This is a genomic window from Chromohalobacter moromii, assembly GCF_023091865.1.
GTDB classification, from domain to species: Bacteria; Pseudomonadota; Gammaproteobacteria; order Pseudomonadales; family Halomonadaceae; genus Chromohalobacter; species Chromohalobacter moromii.
This window is the reverse complement of the sequence record NZ_JAHXDI010000003.1, coordinates 311644-329987: the sequence shown is the minus strand read 5'-3', so window position 1 is coordinate 329987 and position 18344 is coordinate 311644. Positions and strand designations below refer to the sequence as shown.

The 18344-nt window shown below is 62.4% G+C and carries 15 protein-coding genes and 1 other RNA gene; 11 read left to right on the top strand and 5 right to left on the bottom strand.

Going from position 1 to position 18344, the window contains the following annotated elements; genetic code table 11:
• Positions 1–4: 4 nt before the first annotated feature.
• Complete coding sequence (locus KZO83_RS11605) at positions 5–730, bottom strand: 3-deoxy-D-manno-octulosonic acid kinase (protein WP_178998849.1); 726 nt, start codon at positions 728–730, stop codon at positions 5–7.
• Here KZO83_RS11605 and KZO83_RS11600 point away from each other — a divergent pair.
• From KZO83_RS11600 to waaA, 3 genes are read left to right on the top strand one after another with little or no spacing between them, the layout of a single operon-like run.
• Positions 729–1841 (top strand): glycosyltransferase family 9 protein, encoded by a 1113-nt coding sequence (locus KZO83_RS11600; protein ID WP_040240177.1) that lies wholly within the window; start codon positions 729–731, stop codon positions 1839–1841. The two genes, KZO83_RS11605 and KZO83_RS11600, sit on opposite strands and share 2 nt — an antisense overlap.
• The gene (gene hldE / locus KZO83_RS11595) at positions 1831–3261 is read left to right on the top strand and encodes a bifunctional D-glycero-beta-D-manno-heptose-7-phosphate kinase/D-glycero-beta-D-manno-heptose 1-phosphate adenylyltransferase HldE (protein WP_040240176.1); all 1431 of its coding nucleotides are present in this window, start codon (positions 1831–1833) and stop codon (positions 3259–3261) included. Before KZO83_RS11600 ends, hldE begins: the two co-directional genes overlap by 11 nt.
• 6 nt (positions 3262–3267) lie before the next feature.
• Positions 3268–4569: a lipid IV(A) 3-deoxy-D-manno-octulosonic acid transferase gene (waaA, locus tag KZO83_RS11590; RefSeq protein WP_247620932.1), complete on the top strand. Its 1302-nt coding sequence runs from the start codon at positions 3268–3270 to the stop codon at positions 4567–4569.
• Here waaA and rpiA read toward each other — a convergent pair.
• Complete coding sequence (gene rpiA / locus KZO83_RS11585) at positions 4557–5228, bottom strand: ribose-5-phosphate isomerase RpiA (RefSeq protein WP_178998845.1); 672 nt, start codon at positions 5226–5228, stop codon at positions 4557–4559. The two genes, waaA and rpiA, sit on opposite strands and share 13 nt — an antisense overlap.
• Before the next feature lie 141 nt (positions 5229–5369).
• On the opposite strand from rpiA, the gene ilvA reads away from it, so the two are divergent.
• Entirely contained in the window at positions 5370–7010 is a 1641-nt protein-coding gene (gene ilvA / locus KZO83_RS11580) for a threonine ammonia-lyase, biosynthetic (protein WP_336296578.1), read from the top strand.
• Positions 7011–7438: 428 nt separating this feature from the next.
• Here the strand turns inward: ilvA and KZO83_RS11575 are convergent, their stop codons facing one another.
• From KZO83_RS11575 to KZO83_RS11565, 3 genes are all read right to left on the bottom strand, one after another.
• Complete coding sequence (locus tag KZO83_RS11575) at positions 7439–8056, bottom strand: 5-formyltetrahydrofolate cyclo-ligase (protein ID WP_247620931.1); 618 nt, start codon at positions 8054–8056, stop codon at positions 7439–7441.
• An 8-nt stretch (positions 8057–8064) separates the two neighbouring features.
• Positions 8065–8247, bottom strand: a non-coding RNA gene (gene ssrS, locus KZO83_RS11570) — 6S RNA.
• A 134-nt stretch (positions 8248–8381) separates the two neighbouring features.
• The gene (locus KZO83_RS11565) at positions 8382–8699 is read right to left on the bottom strand and encodes a cell division protein ZapA (RefSeq protein ID WP_097021535.1); all 318 of its coding nucleotides are present in this window, start codon (positions 8697–8699) and stop codon (positions 8382–8384) included.
• Positions 8700–8909: 210 nt separating this feature from the next.
• Between KZO83_RS11565 and KZO83_RS11560 the strand changes: the two genes are divergently transcribed.
• The 7 genes from KZO83_RS11560 to KZO83_RS11530 all read left to right on the top strand — a co-directional run bounded on the left by KZO83_RS11560 (position 8910) and on the right by KZO83_RS11530 (position 18282).
• Positions 8910–9515 carry a UPF0149 family protein gene (locus KZO83_RS11560; RefSeq protein ID WP_097021536.1) on the top strand — a complete coding sequence of 202 codons (606 nt, stop codon included), beginning with the start codon at positions 8910–8912 and terminating at the stop codon, positions 9513–9515.
• A 64-nt stretch (positions 9516–9579) separates the two neighbouring features.
• Positions 9580–10917 (top strand): Xaa-Pro aminopeptidase, encoded by a 1338-nt coding sequence (gene pepP / locus KZO83_RS11555; RefSeq protein WP_247620930.1) that lies wholly within the window; start codon positions 9580–9582, stop codon positions 10915–10917.
• A 175-nt stretch (positions 10918–11092) separates the two neighbouring features.
• Positions 11093–12292 (top strand): 2-octaprenyl-6-methoxyphenyl hydroxylase, encoded by a 1200-nt coding sequence (ubiH, locus tag KZO83_RS11550; RefSeq protein ID WP_247620929.1) that lies wholly within the window; start codon positions 11093–11095, stop codon positions 12290–12292.
• The gene (locus KZO83_RS11545; protein ID WP_418904309.1) at positions 12289–13545 is read left to right on the top strand and encodes a UbiH/UbiF/VisC/COQ6 family ubiquinone biosynthesis hydroxylase; all 1257 of its coding nucleotides are present in this window, start codon (positions 12289–12291) and stop codon (positions 13543–13545) included. Before ubiH ends, KZO83_RS11545 begins: the two co-directional genes overlap by 4 nt.
• Before the next feature lie 57 nt (positions 13546–13602).
• Positions 13603–14139, top strand: a complete 537-nt coding sequence (locus KZO83_RS11540) for a macro domain-containing protein (RefSeq protein ID WP_247620927.1) — start codon at positions 13603–13605, stop codon at positions 14137–14139.
• Positions 14140–14301: 162 nt separating this feature from the next.
• Positions 14302–16509: an OsmC domain/YcaO domain-containing protein gene (locus KZO83_RS11535; protein ID WP_247620926.1), complete on the top strand. Its 2208-nt coding sequence runs from the start codon at positions 14302–14304 to the stop codon at positions 16507–16509.
• A gap of 513 nt (positions 16510–17022) precedes the next feature.
• Complete coding sequence (locus tag KZO83_RS11530; protein ID WP_247620925.1) at positions 17023–18282, top strand: SIR2 family NAD-dependent protein deacylase; 1260 nt, start codon at positions 17023–17025, stop codon at positions 18280–18282.
• Positions 18283–18344: the final 62 nt, after the last annotated feature.

Sequence of the window (18344 nt, the reverse complement as noted above, 5' to 3'; positions counted from 1 at the left end):
CACCTTATTGTGAGTCACCGGGAGCGTGTCGATAACCATCGACAATAGCGGCAAAAGCGTGTTCCGCATTGGCGGGCGAAAAACGAACGAGCGAGCGCTTGAGGCGCGCCAGGTTGCTCTCTTGCCAACGCCCCGGGGCGCGCAACCGGCAGCGGTCGAAGTCGATCAGCCAGACGCAGTCATCGGCGTCGACGAGCAGGTTGCGGGCGTTGAGGTCGACATGGTCGAGCCCGGCGTCGTGAAAACGGCGCACGGTATGGCCGACCCGCTTCAGAAGGGTGGGCGTCGCCGTCGGCAGTCGTTCGGCCAAAGCCGTGACATCGGGAATCAGCCGCGTGATCAGCGTGGCGGTGTAGCTGGGGCCGTGTCGCCACACGCCAGCGGCCACCGGCGCGGGCACGGGTAGGCCACGCTGCTTGAGTTCGGCGGTCAGGCGCATCTCGCGAAAGGCGCGGGTGCGCTCGAGCCCGGTCCACACATAGCGCGCGTCACTGAGCCGGGCGATCAGGCCACCGCGTCGGTAGGGCCGCAGCGCCCAGCGCTCCTCGCCGTAGGCGAGGAAAAGACTCGCCCCACGCCCCGGTGCTTCGCCGAGTACGGCGTCGCGCTCGCGCCAGAAGTCCGGGCTTAGCCAGCGCGGGTCGATTTGTGGCTCTTGGCCGGCGTCACATAGAATGTCGGCATCATATAGAATGAATGCCTGTCCTGTTTGGAATGTTGCCAACCGCATGAAGCATCCTCTGCCCGTCCGTCCCGCGCATATTTGTGTACTACGACTGTCCGCGCTGGGCGATGTCTGCAACCTCGTCCCAACCATTCGCGTGCTGCAGCGCCTATGGCCCGATGCTCGCATCACCTGGATCATCGGCAAGGGGGAGCACAGTCTACTGGCCGGTCTATCAGGGGTCGAGTTCATCGTCTATGACAAGGCCTCGGGTTGGGCCGGCATGCGCGAGATCTGGCGTCAGTTGGGCGACACGCGCTTCGATGTGCTGCTCCACATGCAACAGGCGCTGCGCGCCAGCGTGCTTTCTCTGGGCCTCAAAGCGGACCTGCGTATCGGGTACGACAAGGCGCGGGCCAAGGATTGGCAGCACTGGTTCACTCACCGTCAGCTGGCGCCGCATGCTCACGCGCATGTGCTTGAATCGTTTCTCGACTTCGCACGCCTGCTGGGCGGCGAAGAACGCGTCGATGCCGAACCACTGCGCTGGGACCTGGCGATCCCCGACAGCGCCTACCAGGAAGCCGCTCGTGTCACCGGCGAGGCGCCTTACGTGGTGATCAGCCCCTGCGCCAATCCGCGCCTGCGCAATTTCCGCAACTGGTCTGCCGAGGGCTATGCGGCAGTGATCGCGCATGCCTGGGAAGAGCACGGCCTGCGCACGGTGATGACCGGGGGCAACAGCGCCCAGGAGCAGGAAATGGGCGCGCGCATTCGCGCCCTGTGTGCGGAAGGGGCCGTCATCGACGCCATCGGCGGCACCTCGCTCAAGGGGCTGCTGGCGATGCTCGACCGCGCGCGCATGGTGATCGCCCCCGACTCCGGGCCGGTGCACATGGCCAACGCCCTGCGCACGCCTACGCTGGGGCTTTTCGCCACCACCAATCCCGATCGCGCGGCGCCCTATTGCTGGCGGCGTTTCGTGGTCGACCGTTATCCCGATGCCGTGCGTCGTTATCTGCACAAGTCACCGGAGGCCATCCCGTGGGGCACGCGCGTGCGGCACCCCGACGCCATGAGTCTGATACGTGCCGACGACGTCATCGCCCAATTCGATGCCTTGCTGGATGCCACGCCGTCCGCTTCGCCCCGCTCGGAGCCCGACCATGAAACTTGATCTGACCGTTCTCGAACAGGCCCGCCTGCTGGTGGTGGGCGACGTCATGCTCGACCGTTATTGGCATGGCGGCACCTCACGTATCTCACCGGAAGCGCCGGTGCCGGTGGTCAAGGTCGGTGAATCGGAAGACCGCCCCGGCGGCGCCGCCAACGTGGCGCTCAATATCGCCGCGTTGGGCGCGCACGCCGCGCTGGCGGGCGTGGTCGGTGAGGATGACAATGCCGCCTTGCTCAAGGCGAGTCTTGAAGCTTCTGATGTAAGTACTCACTTTCATCATAGCCCCGAGATTCCCACGATCACCAAGCTACGTGTGATGAGCCGCAACCAGCAGTTGCTACGTCTCGACTTCGAGGAATCGCTGTGGGAGATCGACACCCAGGGCCTGACCGAGCGCGTCGAGGCGGCGCTGCCCGACGCCGACGTCGTGATCCTCTCCGACTACGGCAAGGGCAGCCTCAACCGCGTCGAAGCGTTGATCGCCATCGCGCGTCAGGCAGGCAAGCGCGTGCTGGTCGACCCCAAGGGGCATGCTTTCGATAAGTACCGCGGGGCGAGCATCATCACCCCCAACCTGGGCGAGTTCGAAGCGGTGGTGGGGCCATGCCCCGACGATGCCACGCTCGCCGAGAAGGGCGAGCAGCTACGCGCCGACTTGCAGCTCGAGGCGCTGCTGGTCACGCGCAGCGAGAAGGGCATGACGTTGATCCGCGAGGGCCACGCGCCGCTGCATCTACCGACGCATGCGCGCGAGGTCTTCGATGTCACCGGCGCCGGGGATACCGTCATCGGCGTACTCGGATTGGCGTTGGCGGCGGGGCACGGCTATCCCGAAGCGATCATGCTTGCCAACCTGGCGGCGGGGCTGGTGGTGGCCAAGCCGGGTACCGCGACGCTGTCCATCGCCGAGCTTTACACGGCGCTGCATGGCGACAAGCTGGCCGAATTCGGCCCCATCGAGGAAAGCGCATTGGTCGACGCGGTGCGCGCGGCCAAGCTGCGTGGCGAGCGCGTGGTGATGACCAACGGCTGCTTCGACATCCTGCATGCCGGCCACGTGGCCTATCTCGAGCAGGCCAAACGCCTGGGCGACCGGCTGATCGTGGCCGTCAACGACGATGCCTCCGTGGCGCGCCTCAAGGGCCCCAAGCGGCCAATCAACGCCCTCGAGCGCCGCATGCAGGTGCTGGCGGGCTTGAGCGCGGTAGATTGGGTGGTGCCTTTCGCCGAGGAAACCCCGGCACGCCTGATCGCCGAGGTACTGCCCGATGTGCTGGTCAAGGGCGGCGACTATCGCCCCGAAGACATCGCCGGCGGCGAGGCGGTCATCGCCGATGGCGGCGAGGTTCGGGTGCTCAACTTCGAGGATGGCGTCTCCACCACCGCGATGATCGGCACCATTCTCGACCGTGAAGGCTAAGGCGCGATGCTCACGCCCCGTCTCGCGCGCGGCCTCTATAGCGGCGCGTTGTATCTTCTGTCACCCTTCGTATGGTGGCGTGTATGGCGTGAGCATGCGCTCACTAACAAGCGTGCGGAACGATTGGGGCTAATCGCCGACGCGACGGACGGCACGCCGACGATCTGGCTGCATGCCGCTTCGGTCGGCGAGGTGCTGGCGGCACGGCCCTTGATCGAGGCTCTGGCGCGGCGTCATGCCGACCACCGTCTGGTGGTCACCACCATGACCGCGACCGGCGCCGAGCGTGTACGGGCGCTGTTTCCCGTCGAGCGCTATGCGCTGACGCATTACTTCCTGCCGCTGGACTTCCCGGGCGCGGCGCGGCGTTTCGTGAAGCGCTTGCGACCGCGCCTGGCGATCATCGTCGAGACCGAGCTGTGGCCCAACCTGCTGGCAGCATGTGATCGGCAGAATGTGCCTGTGGTCGTCGCCAACGCTCGGCTCTCGGATAAGGCCTTCCAGGGCTATCGCAAGGTGGCGCCATTGCTGCGTGGCGCACTGGGCGCGGTGAGCTGGCTGGCGGCCAAGTCGCCGGCGGATCTCGAGCGTTTCACGGCACTGGGATTGGCCGGTGAGCGTGGCGACGTCGTGGGCTCGATCAAGTTCGATCTGCCTATCAATGCAGAATTGCGCGATGAGGGTGAGCGATTACATACCCAGTGGGGTGCGCGATTCGTGTGGGTGGCCGGCTCGACCCATGAGGGCGAAGACGAGCAAGTACTGGCCGCGCATGCCCGCCTGCGACGCACGCATCCTCAGGCACTGCTGGTGTTGGTGCCGCGTCATCCGCAGCGCTTTTCGGCGGTGGCCGAGCTCTGCGAGGCACGCGGCGAGTGCCTCGCGCGGCGTTCGCAAGGTGAAACGCCCAGCGCCGAGACGAGCGTCCTGCTGGGCGACACCATGGGCGAGCTGATGCGCTTTTACGCCGCGGCGGACGCCGCCTTCGTGGGCGGCAGCCTGGTGCCCATCGGCGGGCACAACCTGCTCGAACCCGCCGCCCTCGGCGTGCCGGTACTTACCGGGCCGCATCTGGAAAACTTTCAGGACATCGCCGAGACCCTGCGCGAGGCCCAGGCGCTATGCGAGATCGACGCTGCCGAGGCCTTGGGCGACGCCCTGGCGACCCTCGCCGACGACCCCGAGCAGCGCCGCCGGCTAGGCGCCGCCGGCGAAGCGGTGGTGGCCGCCAATCGCGGCGCCTTGGAAAAGACGCTGAAAGGTATCGCGGCGCGTCTGCCGGCGGATGTACACGCTCAGGGCGTATAGCGCTCGACACCCTCATTCGTTCCCAACAGCAGCACGTCGGCGCCGCGCTGGGCGAAGAGCCCGTTGGTGACTACGCCGACGATATTGTTGAGGCGCTGCTCCATGGCCTTGGGGTCCTCGAACAGGCATTCGTAGCCGTCGAGGATCTGGTTGCCGTTGTCGGTGACCACACCGTCGCGGTAGACCGGTGTGATGCCCAGCTTGACCATCTCCCGCGCCACATAGGAGCGCGCCATGGGAATCACCTCGATGGGCAGCGGGAAGCCGCCGAGTACGTCGACGTGCTTGGAGGCGTCGGCGATGCACACGAAACGCTCGGCGCAGGCCGCGACGATCTTCTCGCGCGTCAGCGCCGCGCCGCCGCCCTTGATCATATTGAAGTGCGCATCGATCTCGTCGGCGCCGTCGACATAAACCGGCACCGTGCCCACGTGGTTGAGTTCGAAGACATCGATGCCGTGTCCTCGCAGGCGTTCGGCCGTGGCGTCCGAGCTTGCCACTGCGCCTTGGAAGTCGTGCTTGTGCTCGGCCAGCAGGTCGACGAAGAAATTGGCGGTGGAGCCGGTGCCCACGCCGATGATGGTGTCGCGGCCGAGCAAGGGCTTGATATCCTCGATGGCGGCGGCAGCCACCGCGCGCTTGAGTTCGTCTTGGGTCATGGTGCGTCCGTATGGGCGTTCGTATCGCGTCGTAAGACGTCTGTGTAAACGTTCATATCAGCGTTCGTATAAACGCTCTTGTAAAAGAGTATCGGCGAAATCCGTGCCCATTATAGAGCTTATCCGCGCCGCATAAGAGACATGACGGCACGCGCGGGACTGGACGCTATACCGCGCCCTCTGCTAACAATGGAAGTTTGCTACCGGTTGGCCGCCCCATGGCGCCGGTTTCACAATGAGACGCGCGATTTCGCAGGACACACCAGAATGCTAGAAGAGACCGTCAAGAAAATCCTCCAGGCACGCGTATACGAAGCGGCCCGGGAAACACCCATATCCCCTGCTCCCCTCCTTTCCCGCCGTCTCAACAACACGATTTTGATCAAGCGTGAGGACCTGCAGCCGGTCTACTCCTTCAAGATTCGCGGCGCCTACAACAAGATGGCCCAGCTCAGCGAAGAGCAAAAGGCCAAGGGCGTGATCGCCGCCTCCGCCGGCAATCACGCCCAGGGCCTGGCCATGGCCGCCAAGCAGATGGGCGTCAAGGCGATCATCGTCATGCCGCGCATCACACCGGAGATCAAGGTTCAGGCGGTACGCGCCCGAGGGGCCAAGGTCGTGCTCAAGGGCGATGCCTTCGGCGAGGCATTGGCGCATGCACGCGAACTGATCGACGCGCATGGCTATACCTACATTCCACCCTTCGACGACAACGATGTGATCGCCGGCCAGGGAACGGTGGGCATGGAAATCCTGCGTCAGCATAGCGGGCAGTTGGATGCGATCTTCGTCCCCGTCGGCGGTGGCGGCCTGCTCGCCGGCGTGGTGGCCTATATCAAGTACCTGCGCCCCGAAATCAAGGTTTACGGGGTCGAGGCGGAAGACTCGGCCTGCCTCAAGGCGGCCATGGAAGCCAACGAGCGCGTTACCCTCGACCAGGTCGGCGTGTTCGCCGAGGGTGTCGCCGTGGCGCAGATTGGCGAGGCACCGTTCGAGATCCTGCGCCACTGGATCGACGGTGTGGTCACGGTCACTACCGACGAGATATGCGCGGCGGTCAAGGATATCTTCGAGGACACGCGCGCTGTTGCCGAGACCTCCGGCGCGTTGTCACTGGCCGGGCTCAAGAAGTATATCCAGCAAGAGCGCGTCGATGGCCAGACGCTGTTGTGCATCAACTCGGGCGCCAATACCAATTTCGACCGTCTTCAGCACATTGCCGAGCGCACTGAGCTGGGCGAACAGCGCGAGGCGATCCTGGCGGTGACGATCCCCGAGCGCCCCGGCAGCTTCAAGAAGTTCTGCAAGACCATCGGCAAGCGCATGGTCACCGAGTTCAACTATCGCTACGCCGATCCTGAGCAGGCGCATATCTTTGTCGGCGTGCAGGTCAAGCCGGGCGGCGATGATCGCCAGGCGGTGATCGACAAGCTGCGCGAGGCCGATTACCCGGTGGAGGATCTCACCGATAACGAGCTTGCCAAACTGCACATTCGCCATCTCGGCGGCGGACGTCCCAAGGAACACTTCAGCGAGGAAGTCTATCGCTTCGAGTTTCCCGAGCGCCCCGGTGCGTTGATGAACTTCCTGACCCATTTGCCCGCCGATTGGAACATCTCGCTGTTTCACTATCGCAATCACGGTGCGGCGTATGGCCGGGTCCTGGTGGGCATGCAGATTCCCAACGGCGACCGTGCTCATGTCGAGGAACACTTCGAGCGGATCGGTTATCGCTACTGGAAAGAATCCGACAATCCCGCTTATCGCCTGTTCATGGCGTGAACCGTCCGGCGCCATGCCATGGCGCCTTCATAGGCTCTGGTTATGAGAATCTGTATTACCATAGGTTCTCATGATAGTAATATCACGAATGTCAAATAAAAACATCGTTCGTTAACCAAACGTTTCATTCTTATGCCCGAGGCCAGTTGTCAACCCATACGCCTGGCCCTATAGTCGTAAGCGTTATTTGGGGTGCTATAAGAAACAGTCCTTTACGGAGCAGGAAATGAAACGCAAGCCTGATTTGGTCATGGCTTTAGTAATGTTGTTTGGCTTGGGTGTCGTGGCGACGGGTTACGCACAGACATTGATGGGCACTTGATGAGCGCCCCGCTATCTGGGCGTATTCGCCGGTCGTCTTGAACGTCCGAGTGCTTGCATAGTCCGCCGAGCGGCCGACGATGGTTCTCCATCGTCGGCCGCTTGCGTTACGGACGTACGGTGCGGGCGTCGCTGACGATGGCGTCGAGGGGCACATCCCAGCCCGCGATGGGCAGTCGCTCGACGTACTGGCAGTCGTGGGCAAGGCCGATCAGGCACGGATGCGGGCGGCGCAGGCGCCGAAAGGCGAAGGTACGATCATAGAAGCCGCCGCCCATGCCTAGCCGATTGCCTTGAGCATCGAAACCAACCAGCGGCATAAGCACCAGATCCAGTGCCCAGGCCGGCAGGCGCCGGGCGCGATGCGCGCCATGGCGCGTGCTCGGTTCCGAGATGGAAAAGCGGTTGGTACGCATGGGCGTTTGGGCGTGGTAATGCACGAACCACAGGCGATTGTCGGATAGCGGGCGCAGAACCGGGAGATAGACCCGGACGCCGCGGCGTCGGAACCATGCGATCAGCGGTGTCGGGTCGATCTCGCCGTCGTTGGGTAGATAGAGCGCGACGCGGCGCGCACGTTTGACCTCTGGCAACCGGCGCAGGCGGCGGCATAGCGCATAGGCGGCCTGACGGCGCTGGGATACGGAGAGTCGGCGTCGACGCTGACGCAATTCGCGGCGTAGGCTGCGTCGATCGGATAGTTCGAGAGGGGGTTCGTGCGTCATGTTCGGTGAGGTTCCCCAAAGTGCCGCTGTCGTTCTGGCCCTGAACCTAAAGGTTCAAGGTGGGTGGCCGCAGACGAGTCATCAGGCTTTCCGTCGCACGGACATGCACACAGACCCGTCTAGTACTTGGCCCCCTAGTAATGCGCATAGGCTCGAGGGACTATAACGACTGGCGAACACTTCAGGGAACGCCTCTATCCTAGCAGAGACCGGGGCGCGGCCAAAGCGCCAGGCACTTTTCGTATAGAGTCTTTCCCCGTATAGCCCCTTTTTTGTATAGCACCCTGTCGTAACGAACCGACGCTTGTCGGGCAAGGCCTAAACGTCAGCCCGAGGGTTTGTCGTCGGCAGCGGGCGCATCGGTCAAGGCTTGTTCCAGACGCTCGCTTAGGCGAGCCAGGCTGGACTCGCTCTCGCGCTGGGTGTCGAGCGCTTCGAGGAGTTCGTGGGTGATGTTCAGCGCCGCCATGATGGCGATCTTCTCGGCGCCCTGCACCTTGCCCTGGGAATGGATACCGTTCATGGCACGATCCAGATAGCGCGCCGCGCGCTTTAGCTCGTCTTCCTGATCGGGCGGGCAAGCGATCACGTAGGGGCGTCCCAGCAACGTGATCTCGGTCGTCTGCCGCGAGGCGTCGTTCATGGATCGCTCCAGAGCGGGCCAAGGTCGGGCCCGATGCGGTAAGATGGAACCAAGTTTCCGCGTCATGCGCGGTGGAGGGAACGGTCTCGACGACATTGGCATCCTGCCGTCGCGAGCCTACGTTCGCCGCCATGTAAGCCATTGATCACTATAAAGAGCCGCCCGGTCGCGGTCAACGCGGCCCGGCGGCCTGCATCACAGGACCGCTTCATGTCCCTTATCGACGAACAACTCGATTTTTCACGTGTCGCCGACACCTTTCTCGCTCACGGTAGCATGCAGTCACCGGCGTTTCTCGACGGCCGATTGTGCGCACGCCTGGCGCTGGCCGACATCAGCGCCGATACCTGGCTCGAGGAAGTCTGCGCAACCCTGGGTGTCGACCAACCCAATAGCCGCGAAGACGGCGAAGTCCTGCTCGCCTGGCGGCGGCAGGCGTTGGACGCCCTGGCCGCGCCAGAGCTCAACTTCGAGCCGCTGCTGCCCGATGACTTGTTCTCCCTCGCCGAGCGTGCGCACGGCCTCCAGGAATGGACTCAGGGCTTTCTGGAAGCCATCGTCGAAGCCGGCGGTCAGAGTGATGACTGGTCGTCGGCCCTGCGCGAAGTTCTCGAAGACCTTGGCTCGCTCGTCAGCCTGGAGATCGAACTCGAGGACAACGCCGAGAACGAGAACGATCTCTTCGCCTTGACCGAGCATGCGCGCATGGCCGCCATGATGCTCTATACCGAGCAGCACCCCGGCCAACCCCAGGTCGAGCGCGTCGAGAATTCCGAGGGTGACGACGCCACCACACCGCCGTCACAGACTCACTGATCAATCTCTTGGCCGGGCTTGTCCCGGCCTCTCTCCAACATCTCCCGCCCTCCGAGGAGCGCCCATGCCTCGCACTGCCCTGCCGCGTCCGGCGGCGATTTCTTCCGATGAATACCGTGCCCGCCGCCAGGCGTTGATGGCGGCCTTGCCCGCGCATAGTGCCGTATTGATCTCGGCGGCCTCGCTGGTCACGCGCAACCGCGACAGCGAATACGCTTTTCGCCAGGATAGTGATTTCCACTACCTGAGCGGTTTCCCCGAACCCGACGCGCTGCTGGTGCTGCTGCCCGGTCGCGACGCTGGCGAAGTCGTGCTGTTCTGCCAAGAGAAGGACCCTTCCCAGGAAGCCTGGACCGGGATACGCATTGGCGCCGAGGCTGCCGTGGCGGATTACGGCGTCGATGAAGCCTACGAGAACGACACCCGGGACGCCCTGCTGCCCGAGCTACTCGAGGGCCGTGAAACGCTGTACCTGCCCCTCGATAATGGCGAGATGCTGGCCCTTGCCGAGTCGCTGCGCGCCGAATTGGCGCCCCAGGCCCGGCGTGGCGAACGTACACCGCGTGCCTTCGCCGATATCGCACCGCTGATCCACGCGCAGCGCCTGATCAAGAGCGAGGCGGAACTGGGCCTGATGCGCCACGCCGCGCGTATCTCAGCGCAGGCGCACCGCCGGGCCATGCAAAGCGTGTGTCCGGGGCTTTTGGAGTACCAGCTACAAGCAGAGCTCGAGCACGAGTTCGTCTGGCACGGCGCCCGCGCACCGGCGTATGCCACGATTGTCGGGGGCGGCGAAGACGCCTGTGTGCTGCACTATATCGAGAACAGTGCTGCGCTTCGCGACGGCGACCTGGTGTTGATCGACGCCGGGGGCGAGTTCGAACTTTATGCCGGCGACATTACGCGGACCTTCCCGGTCAACGGCCGCTTTACGCCAGCGCAGCGTGAGCTCTACGAGATCGTGCTCGAAGCGCAGTGCCGTGCCGTGGCTGCTGTCGCACCGGGTACGACCTTGAGCGCGATTCACGATGGCGTAGTGCACGACCTGACCGCTGGCCTCCTTCGCCTGGGGCTGCTCGAAGGCCCGCTCGAGGCGCGTATCGACGATCACGGATACCGGCGTTTCTTCCTGCACGCGACGTCGCACTGGCTGGGACTCGACGTGCACGACGTCGGCACCTATCGGCTGGACGGCGAGCCGCGTGTGCTGGCACCGGGCATGGTGCTGACCGTCGAACCCGGGCTCTATATCCCCAATACCGAGGATATTCCCGAGGCCTATCGCGGCATCGGCATTCGCATCGAGGACGATGTCGCGGTGACCGCTACAGGGCACGAGGTATTGACGGTGGACGTGCCCAAGGAGGTAGCGGAAATTGAGGCCCTTATGCGCGAGGATTGAGCGTTTTTTGATCGCATGGTTTTTGTTTACGTAATTACGTTACGAATACGTAAAGCGGCCCGCCGTGGCGGGAAAGCCCGCCACGACTGCCGTCCATGCACTTAACGTGGTACAAAACAGCGTGTCTTGCCATCGCTGATGACAGGACCTTCGAAGCCGATAGGGAGAGTTTGCGATGCCCCGCAATCGGGTCGATATCGCCATCGTGGGAGGCGGCTTGGTCGGCGCCAGCTTGGCATGTGCCCTGGCGCCGCTAATCGAGCGCCACGGGCTGCGCGTGGCGGTGATCGAAGCCGCGCCGTTGAACGCAACGCAGACGACGTATCAGCCCAGCTTCGATGCCCGCGCCAGCGCCATCGCGCAAGGCTCGCGCCGGCATTTCGAGCGGCTCGGGGTGTGGGCGTCGATGGCCGAGCGCGCCACGCCGATTCGCCAGATCCACGTCAGCGAACGTGGGCGTTTCGGGGCGACGCGGCTGACGGCCGACGAGTTCCATCTCGACGCCCTGGGGTACGTGATTCCCAATGCCTGGATGGGTCGCGTGCTGCATGCCGGCCTCGAATCGTTACCGTTGACCTGGCACTGTCCGGCGCGTGTCGACGACATCACGCCCATTGCAGACGGCCACCGCCTGACCCTCAGCGACGGCGCCTGCCTCGAGGCCGGCTTGACGGTACTCGCCGATGGCGGCCGCTCGGGGCTCAAGGAACGGCTGGGCATCGATAGCCAGGCGCAGTCCTATGAACAGCATGCCTTGATCGCCAACGTCGAGATCGGGCGTGACCACGCCGGTGTGGCCTATGAACGCTTCTCGACCCAGGGCCCGATGGCGCTATTGCCTCTGGCTGGGCGACACATGGCACTGGTCTGGACCCACGCCAAGGTGCCACGCGAGGAAACGCTAGGTTGGAGCGACGCTGAATGCTTGCGGCGGCTGCAAGAGGCCTTCGGCGACCGCCTGGGACGCTTTCGGCGCATCGGGCATCGTGACGCCTATCCGCTGTCGCTGGTCACCGCCAACGAACCAGTGCGCCCGCACCTGGCGATCATGGGCAACGCCGCCCACTCGCTGCACCCGGTCGCCGGGCAGGGTTTCAATCTTGCCTTGCGGGGTGTCATGGACTTGGTCACGGCGCTGGAAGTCGGACTGGCGCGTGGCCAAGCCATCGGTGGCGCGAGCCTGCTGGGCGACTTCGAGGCCCGCCGCGCCGCCGACCGGCGTAACGTCATCCGCTTCAGCGATGGCTTGATTCGCCTGTTCGGCATCGAGCATGCCGCGTTTTCCCACCTGCGCGCCGCGGGCCTGGTGGGGCTCAATATCGTGAGCCCGTTGCGACGCACCCTGGCGCGCCGCGCCATGGGGTTGGAGCGATGACGGCCGACGAGGAAACGAACATGAAAGAGACGACACACGACGAGGTGATCGTCGTCGGCGGCGGCATGGTCGGTGCCGCGCTGGCGGCGCTGCTCGGCGAGGCCGGCCTCTCGGTGACGGTACTCGACGCCCGTCCGGCGCCGCTGGCTAGCGACGATGTCGGTTGCGGCCTGCCCGCCCCCCGGGTCAGCGCCTTGACGCCGGTATCGCAACGTTTGTTGACGCATCTCGGCGCCTGGCCGTGGATGGTCGAGCGGCGCGTATCGCCCTATCAGGGTATGCGCGTCTGGGACGGCGAAGGCAACGGCGAAATCGCCTTCGAGGCGGCGGATATCGGGCTGCGCGAGCTGGGCCATATCGTCGAGAACGACGTCGTCCTGGCGGGGCTCGAAACACGCCTTGCCGCCCTGCCGAGCGTGACCCAGCGTTTCGGCGCGCGAGTGTCGGGGATCGAGCGCGAAGGCGAAGCGCAGACCTTGACCCTCGACGATGGCAGCCGCTGGACGGCGCCGCTAGTGGTTGCCGCCGATGGCGCACGCTCCCCGCTTCGCCGCCTGGCGGGCATCGAGGTACGCGAGCACGACACCGGCCATGTGGCGCTGGTCACCACGCTGCGCTGCGAGCATGGCCATGGCGGCGTGGCGCGTCAGGTCTTCCTGCCGGACGGGCCATTGGCTTTTCTGCCCCTGCGGGTCGACGCAGACGACCACCATTGCTCGATCGTCTGGTCGACACGCCCTGAGCACGCCGAGCGGCTGCTGGCGCTGGACCCCGCGGCATTCGCCGAGGCCCTGAACGCCGCCATGGAAGGCCGGCTAGGTAAGATCGACGTGCTCGACGAGGTACACCACTTCCCGCTGACTCAGCGTCACGCTCGCGAATACACCGCACCGGGCCTGGCCCTGATCGGCGACGCCGCACACAGCATTCACCCGCTGGCCGGCCAGGGCGTCAATCTGGGCTTCCTGGACGCGGCGGTGCTGGCGGAAGAAGTCATTCACGCACGCCAACGCGGCGTAGCGCTCGGCGATGCTCGCACCCTGGCGCGTTACGCCCGGCGTCGGCGCGGCGACAACGCCGCCATGCTGGCGCTGATGGACGGCTTCCGCTTGCTGTTCGGCGCCCAGCACCCCGCATTACGATTGATACGTAATGTTGGGCTCTCCAGTACAGACAAGCTCATGCCCCTCAAGCGGACCATGATTCGCCAAGCCGCCGGCGAACGCGGCGAACTGCCCGCCGTGTGCCGCTAAGATGATTGCTGGGCCGTGCGTGTAGACAACGGATCAGATACCCATTGAGGTGAGTTCATGACGAAACGAAATCTTCAGGGCGTCACGCTCGAGTGCGTGCAGGGCGATATTGCGCGCCAGCCGGATATGGACGCCATCGTGAACGCGGCCAATGCGGAGCTGCGGATGGGCGGCGGCGTGGCGGGGGCGATTCATCGGGGCGCCGGGCCGGAGCTGGAGCGGGAATGCCAGCCGCTGGCACCCATTCAGCCGGGGCAAGCGGTGATCACCGGTGCTCATAATTTGCCCAATCGCTCGGTGGTGCATTGCCTGGGCCCGGTGTACGGCGTGGACGAGCCTGCCGAGCCGCTGCTGGCGGCTTGTTATCGCAACGCGCTCGAACTGGCCGAGCAAAACGAGCTCGGCTCCATCGCCTTCCCGGCGATCTCGACCGGTGCCTTCGGGTATCCGCTGGAAGCCGCGACGCAGGTAGCGTTCAAGACGGTGCTGGAGATGTTGCCCCAGTTATCCTCGGTCAAGCATATCCGCTTCGTGTTGTTCCAGGAGGCGGACGTTCGGGTTCATGAAGAGGTTCTTGAGCGCTTGCTCGATTGAAAAGGACCATTAATTGAGACCCTGCCATTGTCGGGCGCCGAACGGTTCCGCTTTCGGTGCCCCTGCCTTTCTCCCGCACCCCAAGACACACCCGCTTGAAACCCGGATAATGGCCGGCAATTCGTCCCCTGGGCGCACCCGACACCAACCCGGTTCGTGTACATGGAAATCAAGGTCAACTTTCTCGAAAACCTGCGGCTGGCGGCCAAGTTCGACGACTTCACCGTCGAGACCGACCAGCCCATTCGCTACAAGGGCGACGGCTCGGCGCCGAGTCCGTTCGACTACTTCCTGGCCTCCTCGGCGTTGTGTGCGGCCTATTTCGTGCGCTTGTACTGCAACGCGCGGGACATCCCCACCGAGAACATCCGGCTGTCGCAGAACAACATCGTCGACCCCGAGAATCGCTACAACCAGATCTTCAAGATCCAGGTGGAGCTGCCGGAGGACCTTTCCGAGAAGGACCGCACCGGTATCCTGCGCGCGGCGGAGCGCTGCAGCGTCAAGCGCGTGATCCAGAACGCGCCCGAATTCCAGATCGAGACGGTCGAGAACATCGACGAGGACGCCCAGGCGCTGTTGATGGGCACGAACGCCAAGGACGGCGACGCAGGCGGCGAAACCTGGATCGAGGGCAAGGACCTGCCGCTGGAGCGCACCATCGCCAACATGACCCGGATCCTCGAGGATCTGGGCATGAAGATCGAGATCGCCTCGTGGCGCAATATCGTGCCCAACGTCTGGTCGCTGCATCTGCGCGACGCGGCCTCGCCGATGTGTTTCACCAACGGCAAGGGCGCGACCAAGGAAGCGGCGCTGTGCTCGGCGCTGGGCGAGTTCATCGAGCGCCTCTCCTGCAACTTCTTCTACAACGACCAGTTCTTCGGCGAGGCGATCGCCGATAGCGCCTTCGTCCACTATCCCAGCGAGCGCTGGTTCCCGCTGGAAGACGACGACGCGCTGCCCGCCGGGCTGCTCGACGCACATTGCCGGGCGATCTTCGATCCGGACGGCGAGCTGCGCGGCTCGCACCTGATCGACACCAACTCCGGGCGAAAGGATCGCGGCATCGTCGCGTTGCCGTTCAAGCGCCGCTCCGATGGCGAGACGGTGTACTTCCCTTCCAACCTGATCGAGAACCTCTACCTCAGCAACGGCATGAGCGCCGGCAACACGCTCGCCGAGGCCGAGGTGCAGTGCCTTTCCGAGATCTTCGAGCGCGCGGTGAAGAAGGAAATCATCGAGCAAGAGATCGTCCTGCCGGACGTGCCGGAAGAGGTGCTGGCCAAGTACCCCGGCATTCAGGAAGGCATCGCCGCACTGGAGGCCCAGGGCTTCCCGGTGCTGGTCAAGGACGCCTCGCTCGGCGGCCGCTACCCGGTGATGTGCGTGACCCTGATGAACCCGCGCACCGGCGGTGTGTTCGCCTCCTTCGGTGCGCACCCGAGCTTCCAGGTCGCGCTGGAGCGCAGCCTCACCGAGCTGCTCCAGGGGCGCAGCTTCGAGGGCCTGAACGACCTGCCGCAGCCGACTTTCAGCTCGCTGGCGGTCTCCGAGCCCAACAACTTCGTCGAGCACTTCATCGACTCCTCCGGGGTGATCTCCTGGCGCTTCTTCAGCGACCGCGCGAATCTCGACTTCCACGAATGGGACTTCGCCGGCACCACCGCGGAAGAAGCCGAGCGCCTCTACGGACTGCTCGCCGACCAGGGCCTGGAAGCCTACGTGATGGAGCACGAGGACCTGGGCGCGCCGGTGTGCCGCATCCTGGTGCCGGGCTATTCCGAGGTATACCCGGTCGAGGACCTGGTGTGGGACAACACCAACATGGCGCTGGACTTCCGCGCGGACATTCTCAATCTGCACACACTCGAGGATGAGCGCCTCGCCGACCTACTCGAGCGCCTAGAAGAAAGCCAGCTCGACGACCACATCAAGGTCGGCACGCTGATCGGCATCGAGTTCGATGACAACACCGTGTGGAGCGAGCTGACCATCCTCGAGCTCAAGCTGCTGATTGAGATCGCTCTGGGCGAGTACGAAGCAGCGCTGGAGCACGTCCAGATGTTCCTGCAATTCAACGACAACACCGTGCAGCGCGGCCTGTTCCATCAAGCCATGCAAGCGGTGCTGGAGATCGCCCTGGACGATGACCTCGACTTCAACGACTACCACCGCAACCTCACGCGGATGTTCGGCGAAGAGACCATGCGCCAGGTGATCGGCGCGGTGAACGACGAGATACGCTTCCCCGGGCTGACGCCCACCAGCATGGGGCTGGAAGGCATCGACCGCCACCAGCGCCTGATCGAAAGCTACCGCAAGCTGCACGCCGCGCGCGCCGCCGGGGCCGGCATCGCCACCTCGTAAACCGCACCTCCCCACCCTCTCCGTCACCGCCACTCACGGCTCGCCCCGGCGGAGAGGGCATTTTCCCTTCATGCGTTAATACCAGCCCCACCTCTACGACCAACTGCCGTTTTGCATCCATCACCACTCTTGAATACTCTGATTCACTAAGGCCATTTAGACGGTCATATAAAAGAACGACATGGGACTACCGTATGGGATGGCCGGGACATCACGGCTTGCAGGGTAGGGGCGGTAGCGTGCCCATACCCGTGACCTGCTGCTGTTACTCATCATTCCGCATATTCGTCCCGGTAAAACGCGCAAGCATGCGAATTTTGCATGGATTGCCGAGTTATTTTTAGTGTTATTTAAAATCAATGGCTTAGGTGCGAAATGGCGGGCTATATAAGGTTTATAGAACATGTGGGCGCGTTCAAGTGGGGAATCGAGCAAGCTATCTAATACCTGTTATAAATAGGGGGAATGTTGGATCCATATTATGAATTGGCTTACGCACTAGAGTCCCAATCGTTGAGCTTCTTCGTGGGAACTGGCTTTTCCATGCACTTAACGGATGGGGCTGCTCCTAGTTGGTTGAGCCTGTTAAAAACCTGCTGTGAGAAAATTAGTGGTGGTGAAGAACTGGCAGAGCAATTATTTCCGAATGACAGCCCAATCATGTCTTTGGAAGAATGTGCCAGCATCATTAAAGTAAAGATGGATAGCCAAGGGCACTGTCTTCACACAGAAATATCAAAGGTTATTGGAAACTTGGAGCTTGGGGAATCAGGCGAAGAAACCAAAAAGGTACTAGAGGGGCTCCCAGCTGTAACTTTCATCACTACAAATTATGACCTTTTGATAGAGGAAGAACTGATCGGGGATGATAAGTGTACATCATACTCAATAGGGTACCCAATAAACAGGCAGGCAAAAAACTATCAAGTTTATCATGTGCATGGTTCTGTAAAGTATCCAAAGAAAATGATTGTGACTGCGGATGATTATTTTCGATTTATTAACTACCCTGACTACTTTGCAAAAAAAGTTCAAACACTAATTGAAGAAAGCACGACGGTTATAATCGGCTACTCACTTGGGGATGTTAATTTTAAAGCCATACTTAATAACATTAGGTCCAACAGAATTCATGATATAAATAGACAGAATCTATTTTTTCTTTCGAGAAATCCTGTGGATAAGAACATCAAGGACTACTACGACAGAAGCTACGGGCTTCGAGTGATCGAAAGTACAGATGTTGAGAATTTTCTTAGAAAAATAGATACAAAACACGAGAAAATTAAAGAAAGGGTATCGAGTTCTCGAGATCTTTTGATGCCTGTCTTAGAGGGTGAAAAAAGGTTAACAGATTCATATTTGAAAAAGCGAGACTCTTTCTACGAAATTATAGCAACACTGTCGTCAAACGGAATTATTGTATCCCACTCCAAGGTGGTTAAGTTTCTCAAGGATATATTTGAAAGGAAACGCGGTTTTACTAGGGACACTGGCGCTTGGCAGCAATACAAGCATTTGGCTGGTTGGCTTGTTCATATTGGGGCAATAATGGACATTAAGGGGACCCCTCTTGAAGAGGCGTACCTTAAAGCAGTCGAGGCCTCGTTTGACAATATGTCCAAGAGAAAAATCATGGGCAAGTCGTGGGACTCCTTCGTCATATGGAAGCGGCACTGGATAGATCTAACTTACGACAATCGAATAATGATCTGTCAATATTTTGAAGACGAGGATGTCTCTTCGGATGCATCAGAAGTAATGAGCCAATGAATTTATAACAACCGGCTGCACGGCGACCGGTTTTCCGCCGCTTAGCGGCTCCAAACCGGCGC